This window comes from Streptosporangium sp. NPDC051023 (genome assembly GCF_040689595.1).
In the GTDB taxonomy this organism is placed as follows: domain Bacteria; phylum Actinomycetota; class Actinomycetes; order Streptosporangiales; family Streptosporangiaceae; genus Streptosporangium.
Window position 1 is genome coordinate 96,767 of the sequence record NZ_JBFBCE010000027.1, and the last position, 18,964, is coordinate 115,730.

Annotated in this window: 16 protein-coding genes and 1 tRNA gene; 13 read left to right on the plus strand and 4 right to left on the minus strand. The window is 69.2% G+C overall.

Features of this window, described 5'->3' with window-relative positions; translation table 11 throughout:
* Window positions 1-231: 231 nt before the first annotated feature.
* Window positions 232-1,110 (minus strand): tetratricopeptide repeat protein, encoded by an 879-nt coding sequence (locus AB0395_RS19670; RefSeq protein WP_366282401.1) that lies wholly within the window; start codon window positions 1,108-1,110, stop codon window positions 232-234.
* A 152-nt stretch (window positions 1,111-1,262) separates the two neighbouring features.
* Window positions 1,263-1,997 (minus strand): methyltransferase, encoded by a 735-nt coding sequence (locus AB0395_RS19675; protein WP_366282404.1) that lies wholly within the window; start codon window positions 1,995-1,997, stop codon window positions 1,263-1,265.
* A gap of 126 nt (window positions 1,998-2,123) precedes the next feature.
* Here AB0395_RS19675 and AB0395_RS19680 point away from each other — a divergent pair, with 126 nt between their 5' ends.
* The 3 genes from AB0395_RS19680 (at window position 2,124) to AB0395_RS19690 (ending at window position 8,346) form a co-directional block, all read left to right on the plus strand.
* Window positions 2,124-4,217: an ATPase gene (locus AB0395_RS19680; protein ID WP_366282406.1), complete on the plus strand. Its 2,094-nt coding sequence runs from the start codon at window positions 2,124-2,126 to the stop codon at window positions 4,215-4,217.
* An 80-nt stretch (window positions 4,218-4,297) separates the two neighbouring features.
* Window positions 4,298-6,340: an AAA family ATPase gene (locus AB0395_RS19685; protein ID WP_366282408.1), complete on the plus strand. Its 2,043-nt coding sequence runs from the start codon at window positions 4,298-4,300 to the stop codon at window positions 6,338-6,340.
* A 32-nt stretch (window positions 6,341-6,372) separates the two neighbouring features.
* Window positions 6,373-8,346: a hypothetical protein gene (locus tag AB0395_RS19690; protein WP_366282410.1), complete on the plus strand. Its 1,974-nt coding sequence runs from the start codon at window positions 6,373-6,375 to the stop codon at window positions 8,344-8,346.
* Between the two features lie 173 nt (window positions 8,347-8,519).
* Here AB0395_RS19690 and AB0395_RS19695 read toward each other — a convergent pair whose 3' ends face one another.
* A complete protein-coding gene (locus AB0395_RS19695) occupies window positions 8,520-9,599 on the minus strand; it encodes an adenosine deaminase (protein WP_366282412.1) in 1,080 nt (359 codons plus the stop codon).
* A 355-nt stretch (window positions 9,600-9,954) separates the two neighbouring features.
* Window positions 9,955-11,160 (minus strand): pyridoxal phosphate-dependent aminotransferase, encoded by a 1,206-nt coding sequence (locus AB0395_RS19700; RefSeq protein ID WP_366282413.1) that lies wholly within the window; start codon window positions 11,158-11,160, stop codon window positions 9,955-9,957.
* 244 nt (window positions 11,161-11,404) lie between these two features.
* Between AB0395_RS19700 and AB0395_RS19705 the strand changes: the two genes are divergently transcribed.
* The 10 genes from AB0395_RS19705 to AB0395_RS19750 all read left to right on the plus strand — a co-directional run bounded on the left by AB0395_RS19705 (window position 11,405) and on the right by AB0395_RS19750 (window position 18,386).
* Window positions 11,405-11,477 (plus strand) — tRNA-Trp (locus AB0395_RS19705).
* A 76-nt stretch (window positions 11,478-11,553) separates the two neighbouring features.
* The gene (gene secE / locus AB0395_RS19710; RefSeq protein WP_366282415.1) at window positions 11,554-11,802 is read left to right on the plus strand and encodes a preprotein translocase subunit SecE; all 249 of its coding nucleotides are present in this window, start codon (window positions 11,554-11,556) and stop codon (window positions 11,800-11,802) included.
* Window positions 11,803-11,868: 66 nt separating this feature from the next.
* Window positions 11,869-12,693: a transcription termination/antitermination protein NusG gene (gene nusG / locus AB0395_RS19715; RefSeq protein WP_366282417.1), complete on the plus strand. Its 825-nt coding sequence runs from the start codon at window positions 11,869-11,871 to the stop codon at window positions 12,691-12,693.
* Between the two features lie 115 nt (window positions 12,694-12,808).
* Entirely contained in the window at window positions 12,809-13,240 is a 432-nt protein-coding gene (rplK, locus tag AB0395_RS19720; protein WP_366282419.1) for a 50S ribosomal protein L11, read from the plus strand.
* A 183-nt stretch (window positions 13,241-13,423) separates the two neighbouring features.
* A complete protein-coding gene (gene rplA / locus AB0395_RS19725; RefSeq protein ID WP_366282421.1) occupies window positions 13,424-14,137 on the plus strand; it encodes a 50S ribosomal protein L1 in 714 nt (237 codons plus the stop codon).
* A gap of 152 nt (window positions 14,138-14,289) precedes the next feature.
* Window positions 14,290-15,129 carry an LppX_LprAFG lipoprotein gene (locus AB0395_RS19730; RefSeq protein WP_366282423.1) on the plus strand — a complete coding sequence of 280 codons (840 nt, stop codon included), beginning with the start codon at window positions 14,290-14,292 and terminating at the stop codon, window positions 15,127-15,129.
* 391 nt (window positions 15,130-15,520) lie between these two features.
* Window positions 15,521-16,045: a 50S ribosomal protein L10 gene (gene rplJ, locus AB0395_RS19735; protein WP_366282424.1), complete on the plus strand. Its 525-nt coding sequence runs from the start codon at window positions 15,521-15,523 to the stop codon at window positions 16,043-16,045.
* Window positions 16,046-16,130: 85 nt separating this feature from the next.
* Window positions 16,131-16,520 (plus strand): 50S ribosomal protein L7/L12, encoded by a 390-nt coding sequence (gene rplL / locus AB0395_RS19740; protein ID WP_366282425.1) that lies wholly within the window; start codon window positions 16,131-16,133, stop codon window positions 16,518-16,520.
* Window positions 16,521-17,105: 585 nt separating this feature from the next.
* Complete coding sequence (locus tag AB0395_RS19745) at window positions 17,106-17,615, plus strand: hypothetical protein (protein WP_366282427.1); 510 nt, start codon at window positions 17,106-17,108, stop codon at window positions 17,613-17,615.
* Window positions 17,616-17,870: 255 nt separating this feature from the next.
* Window positions 17,871-18,386, plus strand: a complete 516-nt coding sequence (locus tag AB0395_RS19750; RefSeq protein ID WP_366282429.1) for a hypothetical protein — start codon at window positions 17,871-17,873, stop codon at window positions 18,384-18,386.
* Window positions 18,387-18,964: the final 578 nt, after the last annotated feature.

Sequence of the window (18,964 nt, forward strand, 5' to 3'; positions counted from 1 at the left end):
CGGATCAGTCGAGGCTGATCGACGCCGGCTTCTAGGAGTTAATCCACATGCGGTCACCGTACGGTGACCGCATCGGGCGGGGCAAGTCATTTATTCCGAACACGAAGGCACGAGCCAGAGGCCGTACCGGCTCGGCTAGGGCACGTCGTTCATCCGGACACGAAAACGCGAGCCGGAGACCGTACCGGCTCGGCCAGGGGCGGGGATGGGAGAGCGGCGGATTCTCCCGGGTCAGCCCTCGGTGCCCGCGTCCAGCTCCATCGCCCGGTTGATGTCGGTGAGCGACTCCTCGTAGCGGCCGAGGGAACGCAGGACCTCGCTCCTACGGGCGTAGGCCCAGGTGTACTCGGGATCGATCTCGACCGCCCTGGTGAGGTCGGCCAGTGCCTCCTCGTCCCGGTCCAGCTCGTGCAGGATCGCCCCGCGGCTCGCCAGGGCGCGGTCGTTGCCCGCATCGAGCTGCAGGGCGTGGTTCAGGTCGCTCAGCGCCTCGTCGAGCCGGTCCATCATGCGGTACGTCTCACCGCGGGAGACGAGCGCCCTGACGCTGTTCGGCTCAAGACGCAGGGCCTGCGCGAAGTCCGCCAGCGCCTCGTCGTAGCGGTCGACGTCGTAGTACAGGTCGCCGCGGATGCCGTGCAGCTCGGCGTCCTCGGGGTCGAGGGCGATGGCGCGCGTCAGATCGCTCTCCGCGTCGTCGTAGCGGCCCGTCTTGCGGAACAGGAGCGCCCTGCTGGTGAGGAGCCAGGTCGTGTTCGGGGCGAGTTCGAGGGCGCGGCAGAAGTCGGCGTACGCCTCGTCGAACCGGTTGAGCGCCATGTAGGTCTGGCCCCGGCTGCCGATCGCGTACACGTAGTCGGGGTCGATCTCGATGGCCTTGTCGAAGTCGAACAGGGCCTCGTCGAACCGGTGGGCCAGGCGGCACGCCTCGCCTCGCTCGGCCCAGGCGATGTCGTCGCCGGGGGCGAGTAGGAGAGCCTCGGTCAGGTCCGTGATCGCCTCCTCCAGACGCCCCATCTCCTTGTAGGTCTTGGCGCGCTCGACGAGCAACCTGTTCCGGCGTGAACCAGGTGCGGACCCACCGGTGCTTCGACGTCCCTCGGTCGCCATGCCCGTCCCCTTTTCATGCTCGCCTGACGAATCGCAGGGGTGACCTCCCCACACGGCATCGCATTCTCATCATGCCTAATCAATCCTGGCAATTTTCCCAAGACGGATGCGAGCCGTACGGCGGTGCCCAGGCCTGGGCGCGGCCGTTCCCCCTACTTCTTCGGGACGCGGGCCACGCAGAAGACGGTCTGGCCGAACGGCGGCCGGATGAAGCGCTCGATGAACCGGGTCGCCGGGACCACCGTACGGTCGTAGATCTTGACCAGCCGGGGGTCGGGGTAGCCGACGCCGCCGCGGCGGACCGCGGCCCACCAGGCGATGCCGCCGAGGAAGTTGATCGGCTTGAGCACGTCGATGTCCAGGCCCGCCTTGGAGACCGTGCTGCGCAGGGTCGCGGGGGTGTAACGGGTGACGTGGCCGACCTTGCGGTCGAAGTCTCCATACAGCTGCATGTAGCCGGGCACCCAGATGACGATCCGGCCGCCGGGCAGCGTGACCTTGGCCAGGGAGCGCAGGGCCTCGACGTCCTCCTCGATGTGCTCCAGGACGTTCATCATCACGACGGTGTCGACCTTCTCGCCGATCGGGATGTCGGTCGGCAGGCCGAACTGCAGCACGTCGATGTCGTCGCGGCCCGCGAAGCGCTTGGTGAGCTGCTCGACGCAGTAGGGGTCGAAGTCGCTGACCACCAGCCTGTCCAGGCGGGGCAGGAACGCCTCGGCGAAGTGCCCGAGACCAGAGCCGATCTCCAGCATGGATTTGCCCACGTGCGGGGCGACCATGTCGAGCTCGTACTGCCGGTAGTTCTTGGCCTCGTCCCCACCCAGGTGGTTCTCCAGGGCCTCGTCACCGGCCGCCGGTTGCACTACACGGTCATACCCAGACATGCGGTTCCGTCCAGCTCGCTCACAGGAAACCGTGGAGACCACGGCTAGGGACAGGCAAATAGTCTAGTGGCGCTTCCCCGAGAGCGGCCCCCAAACCACTCGGGGCGCCCTAGCATGGGCACCCGCATGGAAACTGCCTTCTTCGGCCGGCGCACAGAGATCGCACAGGTGGTCCGCCTGCTGCGGGAGTCGCGTCTGGTCACGCTCACCGGTCTGGGCGGCGTCGGGAAGACGCGCCTGGCGCTCCGGGTCGTCGAGGAGATCTCGGGGGAGTTCCCCGGTGGTTTCTGGCAGGCCGAGCTGGCCTCCCTGACCGATCCGCACCTGCTGCCGGGCACCGTCGCCGACAGCATCGGCATCGCCGACCAGTCGGCCAGGCCACCCCAGGAGCTCCTGGCCGACTGGCTGGGCCCGCGCAGGGCGCTACTCATGCTCGACACCTGCGAGCACCTGGTCGAGGCGGTGGCCTCGCTGGCCGACACCCTGCTGCGCGCCGCGCCCAACCTCCGCGTGCTGGTCACGGGCCGCCAGCCGCTCGGCGTTTCCGGCGAGCACGTCTACCTCGTCCCGCCGTTGCCGGTCGAGGACGCGGTGGCGCTGCTGAGCGACCGCGCCGGTCTGACGGCGGACCCGGCGGCGAGCACGGTGGGCGCGGTGGGCGCGGCGGGCGATCCGGCGGCGAGCACGACGGAGGCCACGGAGGCCACGGAGGCCTCCGAGTGGAGCGTGGAGGCCGGGCGGGAGGGCATGGCCGAGCTGTGCCGGAGGCTCGACTGCGTCCCGCTGGCGATCGAGCTGGCGGCCGTACGGCTGCGCACCACGTCACCGGAGCGGCTCATCCGCGAGCTCGGTGACCGCTACCGCCTGCTGACCGGGGAGGCAGGCGGGGGCGGCGGCCCGGTGCGGCACGAGTCGCTGCGCGCCGCGGTCGGCTGGAGCCACGAGCTGTGCACCCCGGCCGAGCGGCTGCTGTGGGCCCGCCTGTCCGTCTTCGCCTGCGGGTTCGACCTGGAGGCCGCGGAGGAGGTCTGCGTCGGCGGGCCGCTCCAGGCCCCGCTGCTGTTCGAGGCGCTGACCGGGCTGGTCGACAAGTCCCTGGTACAGCGGGAGGAGCACCCCACCGGCCTACGGCTTCGCATGCTGGACACCGTCAGGGAGTTCGGCGCCGAGTGGCTGTCCAGGCTGGGCGAGACCCGCGCGGTCAGGGCCCGGCACCGGGATCACTACCTCGGGCTGGCCAGGCGGTGCGCCGCCGAGTGGCCGGGACGCCAGGTCGAGTGGTACGGCCGGATGCGGGCCGAGCGGTTCAACTTCCGCAGGGTGTTCGAGCTGTGCCTGACCGACCCCGAGTGGTCGCGGACCGGCCTGGATCTGGCGGGGTCCCTGTGGTTTCTGTGGGTCTGCTGCGGCATGACGCGCGAAGGGCGGCACCATCTGGACGCCGCGCTGCGCTCGCACACCAGGCCGGGCCCGGAACGAATAAGGGCGCTGTGGGTCTGCGCCTGGGTCGCCGCGCTCCAGGGCGACCTCGACGCGGTGCGGGACCGGCTCGCCCGCTGCCGCGCGGAGGACATGGCGGGCACCGCCGCCGGATACGTCGCCCAGATGGAGGGCCTCCTCGCCCTGATGCGGCGGGAGTTTCCCCGCGCCGTCGAGCTGCTGCTGGAGGCCATCGCCTGGCACACGGCCGAGGGCGACCTGCTGTCCGGGCTGCTGCCCAGCCACACGATGGCGGCCCTGAGCCAGCTGGCGGCGGGCAGCCCGGAGGAGACCGACCGGATCCTCGCGCGGGGGCAGGCGCTCTGCGAGGCCCACGGAGAGGAGTGGAACCGTGCCCAGATGGAGTACGTCCTCGCCTGGGCCGAACACGTCAAGGGCCGCGCGCCCGGTGTCCTCAGACACGCCAGGGCCGCGCTCGCCGGGGCACTGCTCTTCGAGGACCTGCTCCTGACGGTCGGCTGCGTCGAACTGGTCGCCTGGGCCGCGGCCGCGGGAACGGCGGAAACGGCCGCTCTGCTCCTGGGCGTGGCCCAGGCCGCCTGGGACTCCTCGGGGCTGCAGCAGTTCAGCTCACCGATCCTCATCATCGTCAGGCAGCGGGCCGTGACTCGGGCCGTCGAGGTTCTCGGCGGTGGAGAATTCGACACCCGTTTCACCGAAGGGAAAGCCCTTGACCTGCACCTTGCTGTGAAATATGTACTGGAGGAGAAGATCCCGTAACCGGGGGTGTCCGATCTCACCAGATCTGCCACCGGTTCCGTGGTTGGCTTGCCACCTCACGCGGAGGGGCGAGGAATTCGGTGGCGGAAACGCGTACACGTCGGGACAACGTCCCGGCGGAGACGAGCAGCCTCGTCGGGCGGGAAGAAGAACTCGACGAGCTGGCCGTGCTGATCGGCCGGTCGCCCCTGGTGACGCTCACCGGGGTCGCCGGAGTCGGCAAGTCCAGGCTGGCGGTCAGGACGGCCGACCGGCTCCGTGACTCGTTCTGCGACGGGGTGTGGGTCGTCGAGCTCTCCGCGGAGCAGAACGGCCAGCTGATCGGTCACGCCATCGCCGCCGCGCTCGGCCTGCGTGAGCAGGCGGTGCGGCCCCAGGCCGATGTGCTCGCCGACTTCCTCGCGGACAAGCGGCTGCTGCTGGTCCTCGACACCTGCGACCACCTGATCGACGCGTGCGCGGCGCTGCTGCGCCGGATCCTGTCCGAGGCCCCGCACACCCGGGTGCTCGCCACCAGCCGCCAGCCGCTCGGCCTGCCGGGGGAGCGGCTCATGCCCATCGAACCGCTGGCGGTGCCGGACGGCGTGGGCGCGGCGGAGTCCGCCGCGGTGCGGCTGTTCACCGAGCGGGCCCAGGCGCTGGTGCCCGGCATCACCCTCGACCCGCAGGAGGTCGCCCAGGTCTGCCGCACGCTCGACGGCATCCCGCTGGCCATCGAGCTGGCCGCACGGCGGCTGAGGGCGCTGTCCGTCCCGCAGATCGCCGAACGCCTCGACGACCGTTTCGCCCTGCTCGTCGGCGGGAGCCGTACCCCGCTGGGACGTCACCAGACCCTGCGCACCGCGGTCGGCTGGAGCCACGAGCTCTGCACCGCGGCTGAGCGCCTGCTCTGGGCACGCCTGTCGGTCTTCGCGGGCTGGTTCGACGCCGACGACGCGTGGGCCGTGTGCGTCGACGGGCGGCTCGCCGCGCTTCCGCTGTCCCGCCTGGTCGATAAGTCGATCCTGGTCACCGACGGATCGCGGTACCGGATGCTCGACACGATCCGTGACTACGGCAGGGAGTGGCTGTGCCGCCTGGGTGAGGAGGAGGTCATGGCGGGCCGCCACCGAGGGCACTACCTGGCGCGGGCCCGCAGGGCCGAGGCCGAGTGGTACGGCCCGCGGCAGGCGCAGTGGGCCGACTGGGCCCACAGGACGCTGCCCGACCTGGAGGCCGCCCTCGACCACGACGACGGGTTCGACCTGGTGACCGCGCTCTGGTTCGTCTGGTGCTGTCTCGGCAGGGTGCGTCTCGGCCGCCGATATCTGGACCGGGTGCTGGACAGACACGCCGATCCCGGCCCGGCCCGCACCAAGGCCCTGTGGGTTTACGCGTGGGCGGCGCTCGCCGCGGGTGACACGGCGACCGCCGCGGAGAGGGCGGGGGAGGCGTACGAGGCCGCGATGACCGAGGGCGACCTCGTAGCGGCGGGATGCGCCAGGCAGGGAGCGGCGGCGACCGCCCTCGTCCTCGGCGACCTCGACGAGGCCGCGCGCCTGGCGGCCGAGTCCGCCGGGCTGTTCGAGGAGGCGGCTCTCGGGCACCAGGCCCACATCGGGCTGCCCGTCGCCGAGACGACGCTGGCGCTGGCGCACAGTCTCAGGGGCGAGTTCGACCTGGCCGTCGAGGTGCTCGTCCGGCAGTGGGCCAGGTGCGCGGAGCGGGGCGAGTTGTGGGCGCGCTCAAACGGCGACCACGTGCGCTCATTCGCCGAGCTCGGCAGGGGGCGGATCGAGGCGGCGGAGGCCTACGCGCGTACGGCGCTGGAGGTGAAGTGGCGCCTGGGCGACCCGTTCGGCGCGGCCATGGCGATGGACCAGCTCGCCGCGACCGCCGTGGCGCGCGGTGACGGGCGGCGGGCGGCCTGCCTGCTCGGCGCGGCGTGGCGGATGTGGACGGTCTCTGACTCTCCCGGGCCCGGATCGTCCTCGTACGCGGCCCCCCGTGAGCACACGGAGCACCAGGCGAGGGCGCTGGTCGGCGACGTCGTGTACGAGCACGCGTTCGACAGGGGAATGGTCATGGATGTGGACACGACCATCGCGCGAATCCGGGATAGCGAGGGCTTCGATCACCTTTAGCATGAATGCGCACGCCGCGAGGAGACTGTGGGATGAGCGCGTTCGTCGGTAGGCGGGGCGAGGTCGCGGAGATCACGGCCCTGTTCGGACAGGTGCGGCTCGTCACCCTGTCCGGCGCCGGTGGCGTGGGCAAGACCAGGCTCGGCCTCGAACTCGCCCGGATGATCGCTCCCGACCCCGCGGTCGTTGACGTCGCCACGGTCGAGGGGCCACACGCCCTGGAGCCCGCGGTCGCGGAGGCCCTGGCCCTGTCCGCCGGGTCCTTCCTGGTGCTCGACACCTGCGAGGCGCTGGTGGACGAGGTCGCCTCGCTGGTGGGCGAGCTGCTCTCCGCCGACCCCGTGCTCCGCGTCCTGGCGATCAGCCGCCAGTCGCTCTCCGTCCCCGGTGAGCATCTGCGGGTGCTGACCGGGCTTCCCGAGCAGGACGCGCACGCCCTGCTCACCTGTCTGGGCGGCACCTGGCCTCCCGTGGCGCGCGACAGGCTGCCCGAGGTGTGCGCCAGGCTGGATGGCCTTCCCTTGGCGATCGAGCTGGCGGCCGTACGGCTGCGCACCATGTCCGTCGCGGACTTCATGGCCGGGCTCGACGACCGTTTCGGCCTCCTCGTCGATGAGGACAGGGACGGCCCGTCCCGGCATCGGGCGCTGGCCACCTGCATCGGGTGGAGCCACCAGCTCTGCACCGCCAAGGAACGGCTGTTCTGGGCGCGCGTCTCGGTGTTCGCCGGAGAGTTCGACCTGGAGGCGGCGACCTACGTTTGCCAGGACGAGACACTCGGCGCGGAGGACATGGTTGACGTGGTCGCGGGCCTGGTCGACAAGTCCGTGCTGCTGCGCAGGGAGACCTCGGCGGGAGTGCGCTTCCTGATGCTCGGCGGGACGCGCGAGTTCGGCGCGGGCTGGCTCGCGCTGCTCGGGCAGGAGCAGGAGATGCGGCTGCGCCACCATGACTTCTACCTCGGCCTCGCCCGCCGCGCGGAGGGCGAGTGGCCGGAGCGTCAGGTGCGCTGGCACCGCAGGCTGTGCGTCGAGGCGGCCAACCTCAGACTGGCGCTGGAGACGGGCCTGGAGGCCGGGACCGGACTGGAGCTGGCCGGGATGCTCTGGTTCCTGTGGGTGTGCTGCGGGATGCATGAGGAGGGGCGCAGCTACCTCGACCGGGCACTGACCCTGGACCGGCAGGCGGGACCGGCGCGGACCAGGGCGTTGTGGGTCTGCGCCTGGGTCGCCAGTGTCCAGGGAGACCTGCCGGGGGCGGAGGAGCGGCTCTCCGAGTGCCGGGCGGGCGACCCCGGTGGTTACGCGACCGCGTACGTCAACCAGCTCACCGCGCAGGTCGCGGCCCAGCGCGGTGAGGCGGCCAGCGCCGTGCTGCTCATCCAGGAGGCCCGTGATCGCCACCGCTCCGCTGGCTTCCTCTTCCCGGGCCTGCTGCCCAGCTACACCGTCGTGGCCACCTCCCTGCTGGCCGTGGGAGACGTCGACGCCGCGATCGAGGTCCTCGTCGACGGCCTGGAGCTCTGCGAGGCGTGCGAGGAGTTCTGGACTCGCTCCCACCTGTGCCACCTCCGCGCCCAGGCCGAGTGCCTGCGCGGTGACGTCGCCGCGGCGGGGGAGCACGCCCGCGAGGCCCTGCGGACCGCCCGTCTCTTCGACGACCGTACGGCCCAGGCCGCCGGGGTCGAGCTGCTCGGCGCGCTGGCCGTCGCCGAGCAGCGGATCGAGGAGGGGGTGATGTTGCTCGCGGCGGCCCGCGACGCCTGGGCGACGCTCGGCGGCGAGCACCTGCGCTCGCCCGTTCTCGCCTCGATCAGCGGCTCCGCGGTGTTCGCCGTAGAACACCGGCGATCGGGAGATCCCGTCGCGTGCGGCGGGAGGATCGACCTCGAGACGGCGGTGAGCCTCGCACTCGGGGAGGAGACAGCGGTGAGTCTCGCACCCGGGAGGAGGAAACCCTGCCCGGAGGAACGGGAAGAAGCTGACCGGCGCCCACCCGGCCTCTAGAGAGGGGTCCTCGACGCCTGTCCGGCTTCCGGGACGTCCGGTCTCTCGCATTCAACGGCCCCGGCCTGCGACCCCTTCATGCCCTACAAGAGGCCCAGCCTGCCGCGGCGTGGCCTTACCGGTCTTCCCGGCCCTTCGTGGCTTACCGCTCCGGTGTGGCCTTCCCGGCTCTCTCAGCCCTTGTCCGCCGGGTTCTCCGCGCTCTCCGCGCTCTCCGGGTTCGCCGCGTGGCTCGGGTCGGGGGACGTCAGCCATTCGTCGATCTCCTTGAGGACGTCCTTGCGGACCCCCTCCGGCGCTGCCGACGCCCTGATCGACTGGCGGGCCAGCTCGGCCAGCTCCGCGTCGCGGAAGCCGTACACGTGTCTCGCCAGCTCGTACTGCGGCAGCAGCCGCGCGCCGAACAGCAGCGGGTCGTCGGCGCCGAGCGCGATGGGCACCCCCGCCTCGAACAGCCGCCGCAGCGGCACGTCCTCGGCCCGTTCTGCGACCCCGAGCCCGACGTTGGAGGTCGGGCAGACCTCACAGGTGATCTGCCGGTCCGCGAGGCGTTCCATCAGCCGCGGTGACTCGGCCGCCCGCACCCCGTGCCCGAGCCGGTCGGCGCCCAGCACGTCAAGACACTCCGCCACGCTCTCCGCGCCGAGCAGCTCCCCGCCGTGCGGTACGGCCAGCAGCCCCGCTCGCTTGGCGAGCCTGAAGGCCCCGTCGAAGTCGCGAGCCCGTCCCCTGCGCTCGTCGTTGGACAGCCCGAACCCGACGACCCCCTGGTCCATGTGGTGCGAGGCGAGGCGGGCGAGCGTCTTGGCGTCCAAGGGATGGCGCGTCCGGTTGGCGGCGACCACGACCGCGACCCCGATGCCCGCGTGGGCGGCGGCCCCTCGCGCGGCGTCCAGCATCAGCTCCAGGGTCCGGGTGAGGCCGCCGAACCGGTGGGCGTATCCCGAGGGGTCGACCTGGATCTCCAGCCAGCGTGAGCCCTCGGCGGCCTCGTCCTGCGCGGCCTCCCGCAGCAGCCGGTAAACGTCGGACTCCCGCTGCAACACGGTCCGCGCGATGTCGTAGAGCCGCTGGAACCGGAACCAGCCGCGCTCATCGGTCGCCCGAAGCCGGGGCGGCCAGTCCTCCTCGAGGGCGTCCGGCAGGTGCAGCCCCTGCTCGCGGGCGAGCTCGATCAGGGTCGTGTGTCGCATCGAGCCGGTGAAGTGCAGATGCAGGTGAGCCTTTGGCAGGTCGGTGAGCGGGCGTGGCATTTCCATATGGTGCCGTATGCCAGGGGCTCGGCGGTCCTTCTCGCCGTCGAACCGGTGACGCCTGCCCCGGAACCGGTGAATCCGGCTCCCCTCGGCCCGGTTTCACCCCGGCCCGCGGGTGACGGGGACCCGCAGCGCGTCCGGCGGCTTCCAGCGGCTTCTGAGGGGGGGCGGATGCGCGGCCGTGGTCAGCACGGGCCTCGGGTACACCGCCGAGATGGAGCGCGTCGTCACCGGGTGGGGCACGGGATGACGATCAGGAGTGCCGTCCGGCACCCCTGATCGTCGGGCGGCCACGGGGGCCGACGGGTCCGGCTCGGCCGGTCGGCAGCCCCACTGGCTCAGCCCGTCGAGCTCAGTTCGTCTGGCTCAGGAACTTGGCCACCCGGCTGACGCCCTCGACGAGGTCCTCGTCACCGAGCGCGTAGGACAGCCGGAAGTAGCCGGGGGTGCCGAAGGCCTCGCCGGGGACGAGGGCGACCTCGGCCTCCTCGAGGATGAGCTCGGCGAGCTGGGCGGACGTCTCGGGGCGCCTGCCGCCGAAGTCCTTGCCCAGCAGCTCCTTGATCGACGGGTAGGCGTAGAACGCGCCCTTCGGCTCAGGGCAGAGCACGCCGGGGATCTCGTTCAGCATGCGAACCATGGTCTGACGGCGGCGGTCGAAGGCCTCACGCATCTTCGCCACGGCCGACAGGTCGCCGGAGACGGCGGCCAGGGCGGCGATCTGGGCGACGTTCGAGACGTTGGACGTGGCGTGCGACTGCAGGTTGGTCGCGGCCTTGACGACGTCCTTCGGGCCGATCAGCCAGCCGACCCGCCAGCCGGTCATGGCGTAGGTCTTGGCGACGCCGTTCAGCACGACGACCTTGTCGCCCAGCTCGGGGACGACGGTCGCGATGCTCGCGAACGTCGCGTCGCCGTACGTGAGGTGCTCGTAGATCTCGTCGGTGACCACCCACAGGTCGTGCTCCGCGGCCCAGCGGCCGATCGCCTCGACCTGCTCAGGCGTGTAGACCGCGCCCGTCGGGTTGGACGGGGAGACGAACAGCAGGACCTTGGTGCGCTCGGTACGGGCCGCCTCGAGCTGCTCGACGCTCGCGAGGTAGCCGGTGGTCTCGTCGGTCACCACGTCGACCTGGACGCCGCCCGCCAGCTTGATGGCCTCGGGGTAGGTGGTCCAGTAGGGGGCGACGACCAGCACCTCGTCGCCCGGGTCGAGGAGCGTGGCGAACGCCTCGTAGACGGCCTGCTTGCCGCCGTTGGTGACCAGGACCTGGGCGGCGTCGACCTGGTAGCCGGAGTCGCGCAGCGTCTTGTCCGCGATGGCCTGCTTCAGCTCGGGCAGGCCGCCGGCCGGGGTGTACTTGTGGAACCTGGGGTTCCGGCACGCCTCGATGGCGGCCTCGACGATGTAGTCGGGAGTCGGGAAGTCCGGCTCGCCCGCGCCGAAGCCGATGACCGGGCGGCCCGCCGCCTTCATGGCCTTGGCCTTGGCGTCCACGGCGAGCGTGGCGGACTCGGAGATCGCGGAGATGCGCGCTGAGATGCGAGGACGGGTCATGCCTCCATGGTTACAGACCTGTGGCGCGGTTTCCGCCCCGCGTCCGTGATCCGCGTGGATCCGCCGGCAAGCCGTACAAGCAGCAGAAAAGACCGTGACCTGGGCGATCACTAACCGGTTCGACGTAGGGGCCATTCCCCCGTAGACTCCAGCATGGTCTTACCGCCGCATGCGTGAATCGGCGGGCAGGACCGTGAGCCACGGACAAACATCGGTCCAGCCGATGTATGGTGGTTCATGTCTTAGGGCACTAGCGCAATTGGTAGCGCACCGGTCTCCAAAACCGGCGGTTGGGGGTTCGAGTCCCTCGTGCCCTGCGAGGAGCGGTCCGCGCATCAGGGCGTCTAAGCGCGCCGCAGACATGCGTTGGACTCGACAGAGCAGGTGAGGACTGTGGCGATCGACACGCGCGGCGAAACCGCAGGCAAGCCGAGCGGTGAGAAGAAGGCCAAGCGCACTTCTCCCGCCCTTTTCTACCGGCAGGTTATCGCTGAGCTGCGCAAGGTTATCTGGCCTACGCGCAAGGACCTGCTCTCCTACACCACGATCGTTCTGGTCTTCGTTCTGGTCATGGTCGGAATCGTGTCCGCGCTCGACGCGGTGCTCACCGAAGGTGTGCTGCGGATCTTCGGCGGAGCCTGAGCCGGAACCCGGCGGATCGCCCCCCGTAACTTCATCAGCCCATCGACGGAAAGAGAATGAGTCACCGTGTCCGAGTCTCCACAGCCGGCCGGCGAGTCCCGCGAAGAGCGGACTGACGCGCCGGAAGAGGTCGTCGACCTCGCGGAGGGCTCGCTCGCCGAGTCCGACGAGTTCGACGCCGAAACCGAGACCGACGAGGTCGCGGCCGACGTCGACGAGGACGAGGAAGAGGCCGACGAGTTCGAGGAGGCCGAAGAGGTCTCCGCCGGAGAGGTCGACGAGGACGGTGACGTCCTCCCCGACGTCGATCCGGTCGAAGAGTTCAAGCGCCAGCTGCGCAGTCAGTTCGGCGAGTGGTACGTCATCCACTCCTACGCGGGTTACGAGAACCGCGTGAAGTCGAACATCGAGACCCGCACGCAGTCCCTCAACATGGAGGACTACATCTTCCAGGTCGAGGTGCCCACGCACCACGTGACCGAGGTGAAGAGCGGCAAGCGTCAGCTGGTCAAGGAGCGGGTGCTCCCCGGTTACGTGCTCGTCCGGATGGAGCTCACCGACGAGTCCTGGTCCGCGGTGCGCAACACGCCCGGTGTGACCGGTTTCGTTGGCCTGTCGAACAAGCCGAGTCCGCTGAGCCTCGACGAGGTCGCCAAGCTGCTGGCCCCCGAGCCCTCGGAAGAGGTCAAGAAGTCGACCACCAAGGCCTCGGCCGCGACCGTCGACTTCGAGGTCGGCGAGTCCGTCACCGTCATGGACGGTCCCTTCGCCACCCTGCCCGCCACGGTCAGCGAGATCAGCGCCGAGTCCCAGAAGCTCAAGGTGCTCGTCTCGATCTTCGGTCGCGAGACCCCGGTCGAGCTCTCGTTCAACCAGGTCTCGAAGATCTGATCGATCACATAAACTAAGACGTTCGGTGGCCGTGTCTCGCGAAGCACGGCCTTCCGACATGCTCCCCGTGTCTGCGTGGGAGCCGCATCACCCCGATTAGGACCCGGAGAGAACCATGCCTCCTAAGAAGAAGATCGCGGCACTGGTCAAGGTCCAGCTTCCCGCTGGCCAGGCCACGCCCGCTCCGCCGGTCGGTACCGCCCTCGGTCCGCACGGCGTCAACATCATGGACTTCGTCAAGCAGTACAACGCTGCCACCGAGGCCCAGCGCGGCAACATCATCCCCGTTGAGATCACCATCTTCGAGGACCGCTCCTTCACCTTCGTCACGAAGACGCCCCCGGCGCCTGAGCTGATCAAGAAGGCCGCCGGTGTGGCCAAGGGCTCGCCCGTCCCGCAGAAGGACAAGGTCGGCAAGCTCACCAAGGAGCAGCTGCGCCAGATCGCCGAGACCAAGATGCAGGACCTCAACGCCAACGACATCGAGGCGGCCGAGAAGATCATCGCCGGCACCGCCCGGTCGATGGGCATCACGATCGCCGACTAGAAGACGCGGCGAAGCCGGGCCGGGGGCCGGTGACGTGGACGCCTGAAGACGTTCACGGGACCGGGCGGGGCCCGACAGCGACGAGCGCGACAGTGAGCGCGCCCGTCACCACAACGTCGAAGTAAGTGGAGGGGCCAGGCGCTGGCCCGCACCACGGACACTCGGATCCACAGGAGTGAGCAAGTGAAGCGCAGCAAGGGATTCCGCGCAGCAGCGGCCCAGATCAACAACGAGAACCTCTACAGCCCGGTCGAGGCGGCCAAGCTGGCCAAGGAGACCAACGTCGCCAAGTTCGACGCGACCGTCGAGGTCGCCCTGCGGCTGGGCGTCGACCCCCGCAAGGCGGACCAGATGGTGCGCGGCACCGTCAACCTCCCGCACGGCACCGGTAAGACTGCCCGGGTCCTGGTCTTCGCGACCGGCGACCGTGCCGAGGAGGCTCGCGCCGCGGGCGCCGACATCGTCGGCGCCGACGAGCTGATCGACGAGGTCGCCAAGGGCCGCCTCGACTTCGACGCCGTCGTCGCGACCCCGGACCTGATGGGCAAGGTCGGCCGTCTCGGCCGCGTGCTCGGCCCGCGTGGTCTGATGCCGAACCCCAAGACCGGCACCGTGACCCCGGCCGTCGGCAAGGCCGTCACCGACATCAAGGGCGGCAAGATCGAGTTCCGTGTCGACCGGCACGCGAACCTGCACTTCATCATCGGCAAGGTGTCGTTCGGTGAGCGTCAGCTCATCGAGAACTACGCCGCCGCCCTCGACGAGGTGCTGCGTCTCAAGCCGTCCGCGGCCAAGGGCCGTTACCTGAAGAAGGTCGTCTTCTCCACGTCCATGGGCCCGGGCATCCCGGTCGACCCGAACGTGACGCGGGCGATGACCGCGGAGCTCGACGCCTGAGGCATCCGCTAGCAGACGTTTTCTTGGGAAGGTCTCAACCGAATGGCCATTCGGTTGAGGCCTTTCTTCGTTCTTCTGGAGGACGCATGCCGTGATCTCCCGGCGTAGGGTCATAAACAAGTCCATCGGGGGACACGAAGGAGTGAAGACGAATGCGCCGATTGGCTCCCGCACTGACACTGGGAGCGGCCGTGCTGGTCGCGGTCACGGGATGTGGTGCGCAGAGCACCAGTTCCCTCGGAAACGTCAAGCTGGCCGCCGCCGAGGTGGTGCAGCAGAGCGCCCAGAGGGCTGGGGAGGTCACTTCGTACTCCGCGGACCTCGTACTTGACGCCAACGGCGACAGGGGCGCGACCAAGATCCAAGGCAGTGTGGTCTACCAGAGCAAGCCCCAGCTTGCGACCGACATCACACTGGACACGATCACCTTCGGCGGGCAGAACGTCCCCGGCGGAGCCAGGGCGATCTTCACCGGCGACACGGTCTACGTGAAGTCGGAGCTGCTCGCCAGGTTCGCCGGTGCGACCAAGCCGTGGCTCAAGGCCTCGCTCAGCGATCTTGAGGCCAAGGACCAGACGGGTGTGAAGGGCTTCCTGGACCAGGTCCAGCAGTTCGACCTGGCCGGGACGGTCAAGTTGCTCACCGCGTCGAAGGATGTCAAGGCGGTCGGCACCGAGACGGTCGGTGGGGTCGAGACGACCCACTACAGCGGCACCTTCCCGGTGGCCGAGGCCGCGCAGGTGCTCGACCCGGCCAGGCGGGAGCAGCTCCAGCAGCAGCTCTCGCAGGCCAAGAACGTGAAGTTCGACCTGTGGGCCGACGCCCAGAGCCTGCCCCGCAAGGTCACGCTCAGCGGCTCGGAGCAGCAGGAGACGTTCAACCTGACCGCGCAGTTCAAGGGCTTCAACGAGCCCGTGACGATCGTGGCCCCGCCCGCCGAGCAGGTGGGCGACCTGCCGAAGAACCCCGGTAACCCGGGCGGCGGAAACTGATATCCCGCTACGGCCCGCGGCCCGCGGTGGACTGATCCGCCGAGGGACGCGGGCCGTGGCGTTCGCCGGGGTATGTTCCCCGGACGCGCTCCGGCCCCGGCCTGCTCGTCCGCCGGGTGTCCAGCACGGCGTCTCTCGGGGCGTTTGTCGGGGCGCTGTGCTCGATTTGGCGTTTGCCCTCGACAGGGCGTACGCTGTCAACGCCGAAGACCGCCGGTCGTCGTCGGGCCTCATGGCCTGGTGACTTAAGGATCCACGTAGTGGACGGCCCGCGTAGGTGTGATGTGAGTTTTCATTTGGATTGACCTCCTTATGTGAGCCCCGTGCGCCTGCGCCCGGGGCTTGTTCGCGTTTGTGGGCTCTTACCGGCGGCACATCTGGAAGGAGGCCCATGGCGAAGGCGGAAAAGGCAACGGCTGTAGCCGAGCTGCGGAGCAACTTCGAAGGCTCCAACGCTGCCGTTCTGACCGAGTACCGCGGTCTCACCGTCGCCCAGCTCAAGCAGCTGCGCGTTTCTCTCGGTGGGAATGCGAAGTTCGCCGTGGTGAAGAACACGCTGACCAAGATCGCGGCCAACGAGGCCGGGATCAGCGAGCTCGACGACCTGCTCGCGGGTCCGTCGGCGATCGCGTTCGTCAATGGCGACGTGGTCGAGGCCGCCAAGAGTCTGCGTGACTTCGCCAAGGCCAATCCCCTCCTGATCATCAAGGGCGGTGTCGTCGACGGCAAGTCGATGAACCCGGCCGAGATCAGCAAGCTTGCCGACCTCGAGTCGCGCGAGGTCCTCCTCGCGAAGCTGGCCGGCGCTCTGAAGGCGAAGCAGGGCCACGCGGCCGCCGTCTTCAACGCGCTGCCCACCAACATGGCTCAGCTGGCCGAGGCTCTGCGCGTGAAGCGCGAAGAGGCCGGCGAGTAGGTCCGCGCAAGCGGGCGCAGGGGATTAGCGCATACGTACCGCGGTCCCAATTCTTAGTTCGTTTGATCCATACGGAGGAACCACTATGGCGAAGCTCAGCACCGACGAGCTGCTCGACGCTTTCAAGGAGATGACCCTCCTTGAGCTGTCCGACTTCGTGAAGCTCTTCGAGGAGACCTTCGACGTCAAGGCTGCCGCTCCGGTCGCCGTCGCCGCTGCCGCGGCCCCCGGTGCCGCCGCCGCCGAGGAGGTCGAGGAGCAGGACGAGTTCGACGTCGTCCTCGAGGCCGCCGGTGACAAGAAGATCCAGGTCATCAAGGAGATCCGCGCCCTGACGAGCCTGGGCCTCAAGGAGGCCAAGGACCTCGTTGACGGTGCTCCCAAGGCCGTCTTCGACGGCAAGGTCAACAAGGAGCAGGCGGAGAAGGCCAAGGCTGCCCTCGAGGCCGCCGGCGCCACCGTCACCGTCAAGTAATTCACTTGGCATAAAGCTTCATCGGAAAGAGCGGGTCCACCAGGTGCCGGTGGCCCGCTCTTTTCGCGTTTCCTGAGCCTTCGCGCGTTCTCCCGCGGTGGTGTCGTCCCCGGCGGGACGAGCGTCCCCCGGTCGGGATGCCTGCCCTGCTTCCCGTGATTTGCGGCACTCTGGGTGATTTGTCGCTATAGCGCGCTATGAGCCACGTTGAGGCTGGTATGGCGTGCAGGGGTGGTTAAGTCCCCAATCGAGGTGCGCGGCCTCGTGGAGCCGCCCTGGAGGCGTGGAGCCGCTTCTCGCCTGAAACCGTGAGGAGGGGGCGACGACCCGGCGGATCGGTGGCGGATGGCCGTACGAACTGCGAGATCGGTGGTCCGGGCCGGGCCGTGCCGCGAGATCGGCGGCCAGAGTCTGAGAGGCCCATCCTCGACGCTGAGGGACAACTCTGGGAGAGGTCGGCAAAGCCCTCCATGACGATCCGTTTCGCGGGTTATGATCCGGCGATCGGGGAGCTTTCGGTCTGGATGGCCGGCGCCACGTGGTCGCCGGTCCATGTGCCGGTGGACCTGCGATGGGAGAGAGCGCATGGCGGTGAACGCTGCTCGGCGGGCTCACCCGCTGAAGATCGCCGGGCTGGTGCTGGGCCTGATGATCGTGGCGTTGCTTGGCACCGCCTTCTGGCTGTGCGAGGCCCTGGCTGATGCTCAGGCGGCGGCCGACGACCGCGAGGCGGCGATGCGGGCCGCCGGGACGCACGCCCTGGATCTGCTCTCGGTCGGACACAAGACCGTTGACGCGGATATCCGCCGGATTCTGGACACATCGACCGGCGAGGCGAAGGCTGAGTACGCCAGGACCGTTACAACGCTCAAGGAGACCACCGTCAAGAACAAGGTCCTCCAGACGGGAGCGCTGCGCGCCTCCGGGCTCGTCTCGCTGAAGGGGAGAATCGCCAAGGTGATGGTGGTCGGAGACGCCGTGATCCGCTGGGAGGGGAGCAAGCAGATCCCGCAGGAGCGGTTCTACCAGTGGAACATGGAAGTGACCAAGGTCGGGACCGCCTGGCTCGTGTCGAAGGCGGAGCTGGTCCTTTGACATCCTCCCGGCCCCGAAGGACCGGGATTCCCGGCCGAAACCGGGTGGTTCGCGGTTCACAGCCCCGCCCAACGGCTGGAGGGCTCCCCGCGCTGCCACCCCATGCCCTGGGGCGGTCACGCAACGCCGGCTTGGTTATCGCCGACTCACTCACCGCAACAAGCCCCGCAGAGAAAGTCCGGAGAACACCATGAGGGACCGTTCCGCACCTCCTCCCCGCTCTGAAGGACGGGGCGTCCATGTTGGGGGAACGTGGTGACGCGCGTCTCCCTGCTGCTGGTCGGGGTGCTGACGGCCGTCACGCTCTCGCTCGCCGCCGTGGTGTGGATCATGTTCGCGGACCTGAGCCGGTTGCGCTCGGATGAGGCCGCGGGGCAGGAGGCGCTCGCGACCGCCCGCTCCGTCGCCGCCGACATGTTGTCCTACGACTACCGCACTATCGAACAGGATTTCGCAAGGGCGCGGGGATACACCACGGGCAACCTCAGCCAGTACTACCGGCAGCTCACCACGACCCTGGTGCCGACCGCCAGGAAACAGCGCACCGTCCAGCAGGCGACGGTGGCAGGGGCCGGGGTCGAGTCGGCGCAGGCCGATCGGGTCGAGGTGCTGCTGTTCGTGAACATGAACACGGTGAGAACCCTCCCGGGGGACAAGGAGCCCCGGCGGCAGATCAGGCAGAACCGGGCCCGTCTGGTCATGGTCAAACAGGACTCCCACTGGCTCGTCTCCGAACTGTCCACACTCCTCGGAAACCCCCCACCGAACTGAACTCGCCTCCAGGCCGGAACTCCTCGGAAACCCCCGCCGGGCTGAGCACTCCTCCCGGCGTGGCGCTTCATTCAATTGTTATCAAAGCCTGTGTTTGGGGTTGGTTTTGTCCCGGGTACATCATCCATGGCAGCGTCGATCGTCAGTCCGTCATCGGCTGGCGTTCGATTCGCCGCGTGACGGAGCGTTAGCCACCCCAGGTCGCGGGTATCGTCTTGGATCCAATGGTTGCGCAGGTCACATGATGGGCAAACTCCCAGCGTCTCGGCTGTTCCTTGGCTGAAATGTCGGCTCGCGGGCTTGACGTTTCGGCTCTGACGGGCGATGCTGCGACCAACGTGGAGCGTGCAGCGAGAGTGGAGTGGACAGGTGTATGCCGTTCGGCTACACTGCCCCTTTGCGCTGCCCTTTGACGACCCGCTTCTTTTGGTGCTCTGATGCATGGTCGTCTGGCGTGCGTGTAGTCAGTCCGCCGCGAGCCCTCGGAAGGACATCTGTTGGCAGCCTCGCGCAACGCCTCCGCCGTACCCGCTGGTCCCCGTCGTGTGTCTTTCGCACGAATTCAGGAGCCGCTCGAA

Bases quoted from the DNA above. Each gene is read 5' to 3' on its own strand.
- AB0395_RS19670 (WP_366282401.1), bottom strand. From the start codon at position 1,110: ATGGCGACCGAGGGACGTCGAAGCACCGGTGGGTCCGCACCTGGTTCA.
- AB0395_RS19675 (WP_366282404.1), bottom strand. From the start codon at position 1,997: ATGTCTGGGTATGACCGTGTAGTGCAACCGGCGGCCGGTGACGAGGCC.
- AB0395_RS19680 (WP_366282406.1), top strand. From the start codon at position 2,124: ATGGAAACTGCCTTCTTCGGCCGGCGCACAGAGATCGCACAGGTGGTC.
- AB0395_RS19690 (WP_366282410.1), top strand. From the start codon at position 6,373: ATGAGCGCGTTCGTCGGTAGGCGGGGCGAGGTCGCGGAGATCACGGCC.
- AB0395_RS19695 (WP_366282412.1), bottom strand. From the start codon at position 9,599: ATGCCACGCCCGCTCACCGACCTGCCAAAGGCTCACCTGCATCTGCAC.
- AB0395_RS19700 (WP_366282413.1), bottom strand. From the start codon at position 11,160: ATGACCCGTCCTCGCATCTCAGCGCGCATCTCCGCGATCTCCGAGTCC.
- rplK (WP_366282419.1), top strand. From the start codon at position 12,809: ATGCCTCCTAAGAAGAAGATCGCGGCACTGGTCAAGGTCCAGCTTCCC.
- AB0395_RS19730 (WP_366282423.1), top strand. From the start codon at position 14,290: ATGCGCCGATTGGCTCCCGCACTGACACTGGGAGCGGCCGTGCTGGTC.
- rplJ (WP_366282424.1), top strand. From the start codon at position 15,521: ATGGCGAAGGCGGAAAAGGCAACGGCTGTAGCCGAGCTGCGGAGCAAC.
- rplL (WP_366282425.1), top strand. From the start codon at position 16,131: ATGGCGAAGCTCAGCACCGACGAGCTGCTCGACGCTTTCAAGGAGATG.
- AB0395_RS19745 (WP_366282427.1), top strand. From the start codon at position 17,106: ATGGCGGTGAACGCTGCTCGGCGGGCTCACCCGCTGAAGATCGCCGGG.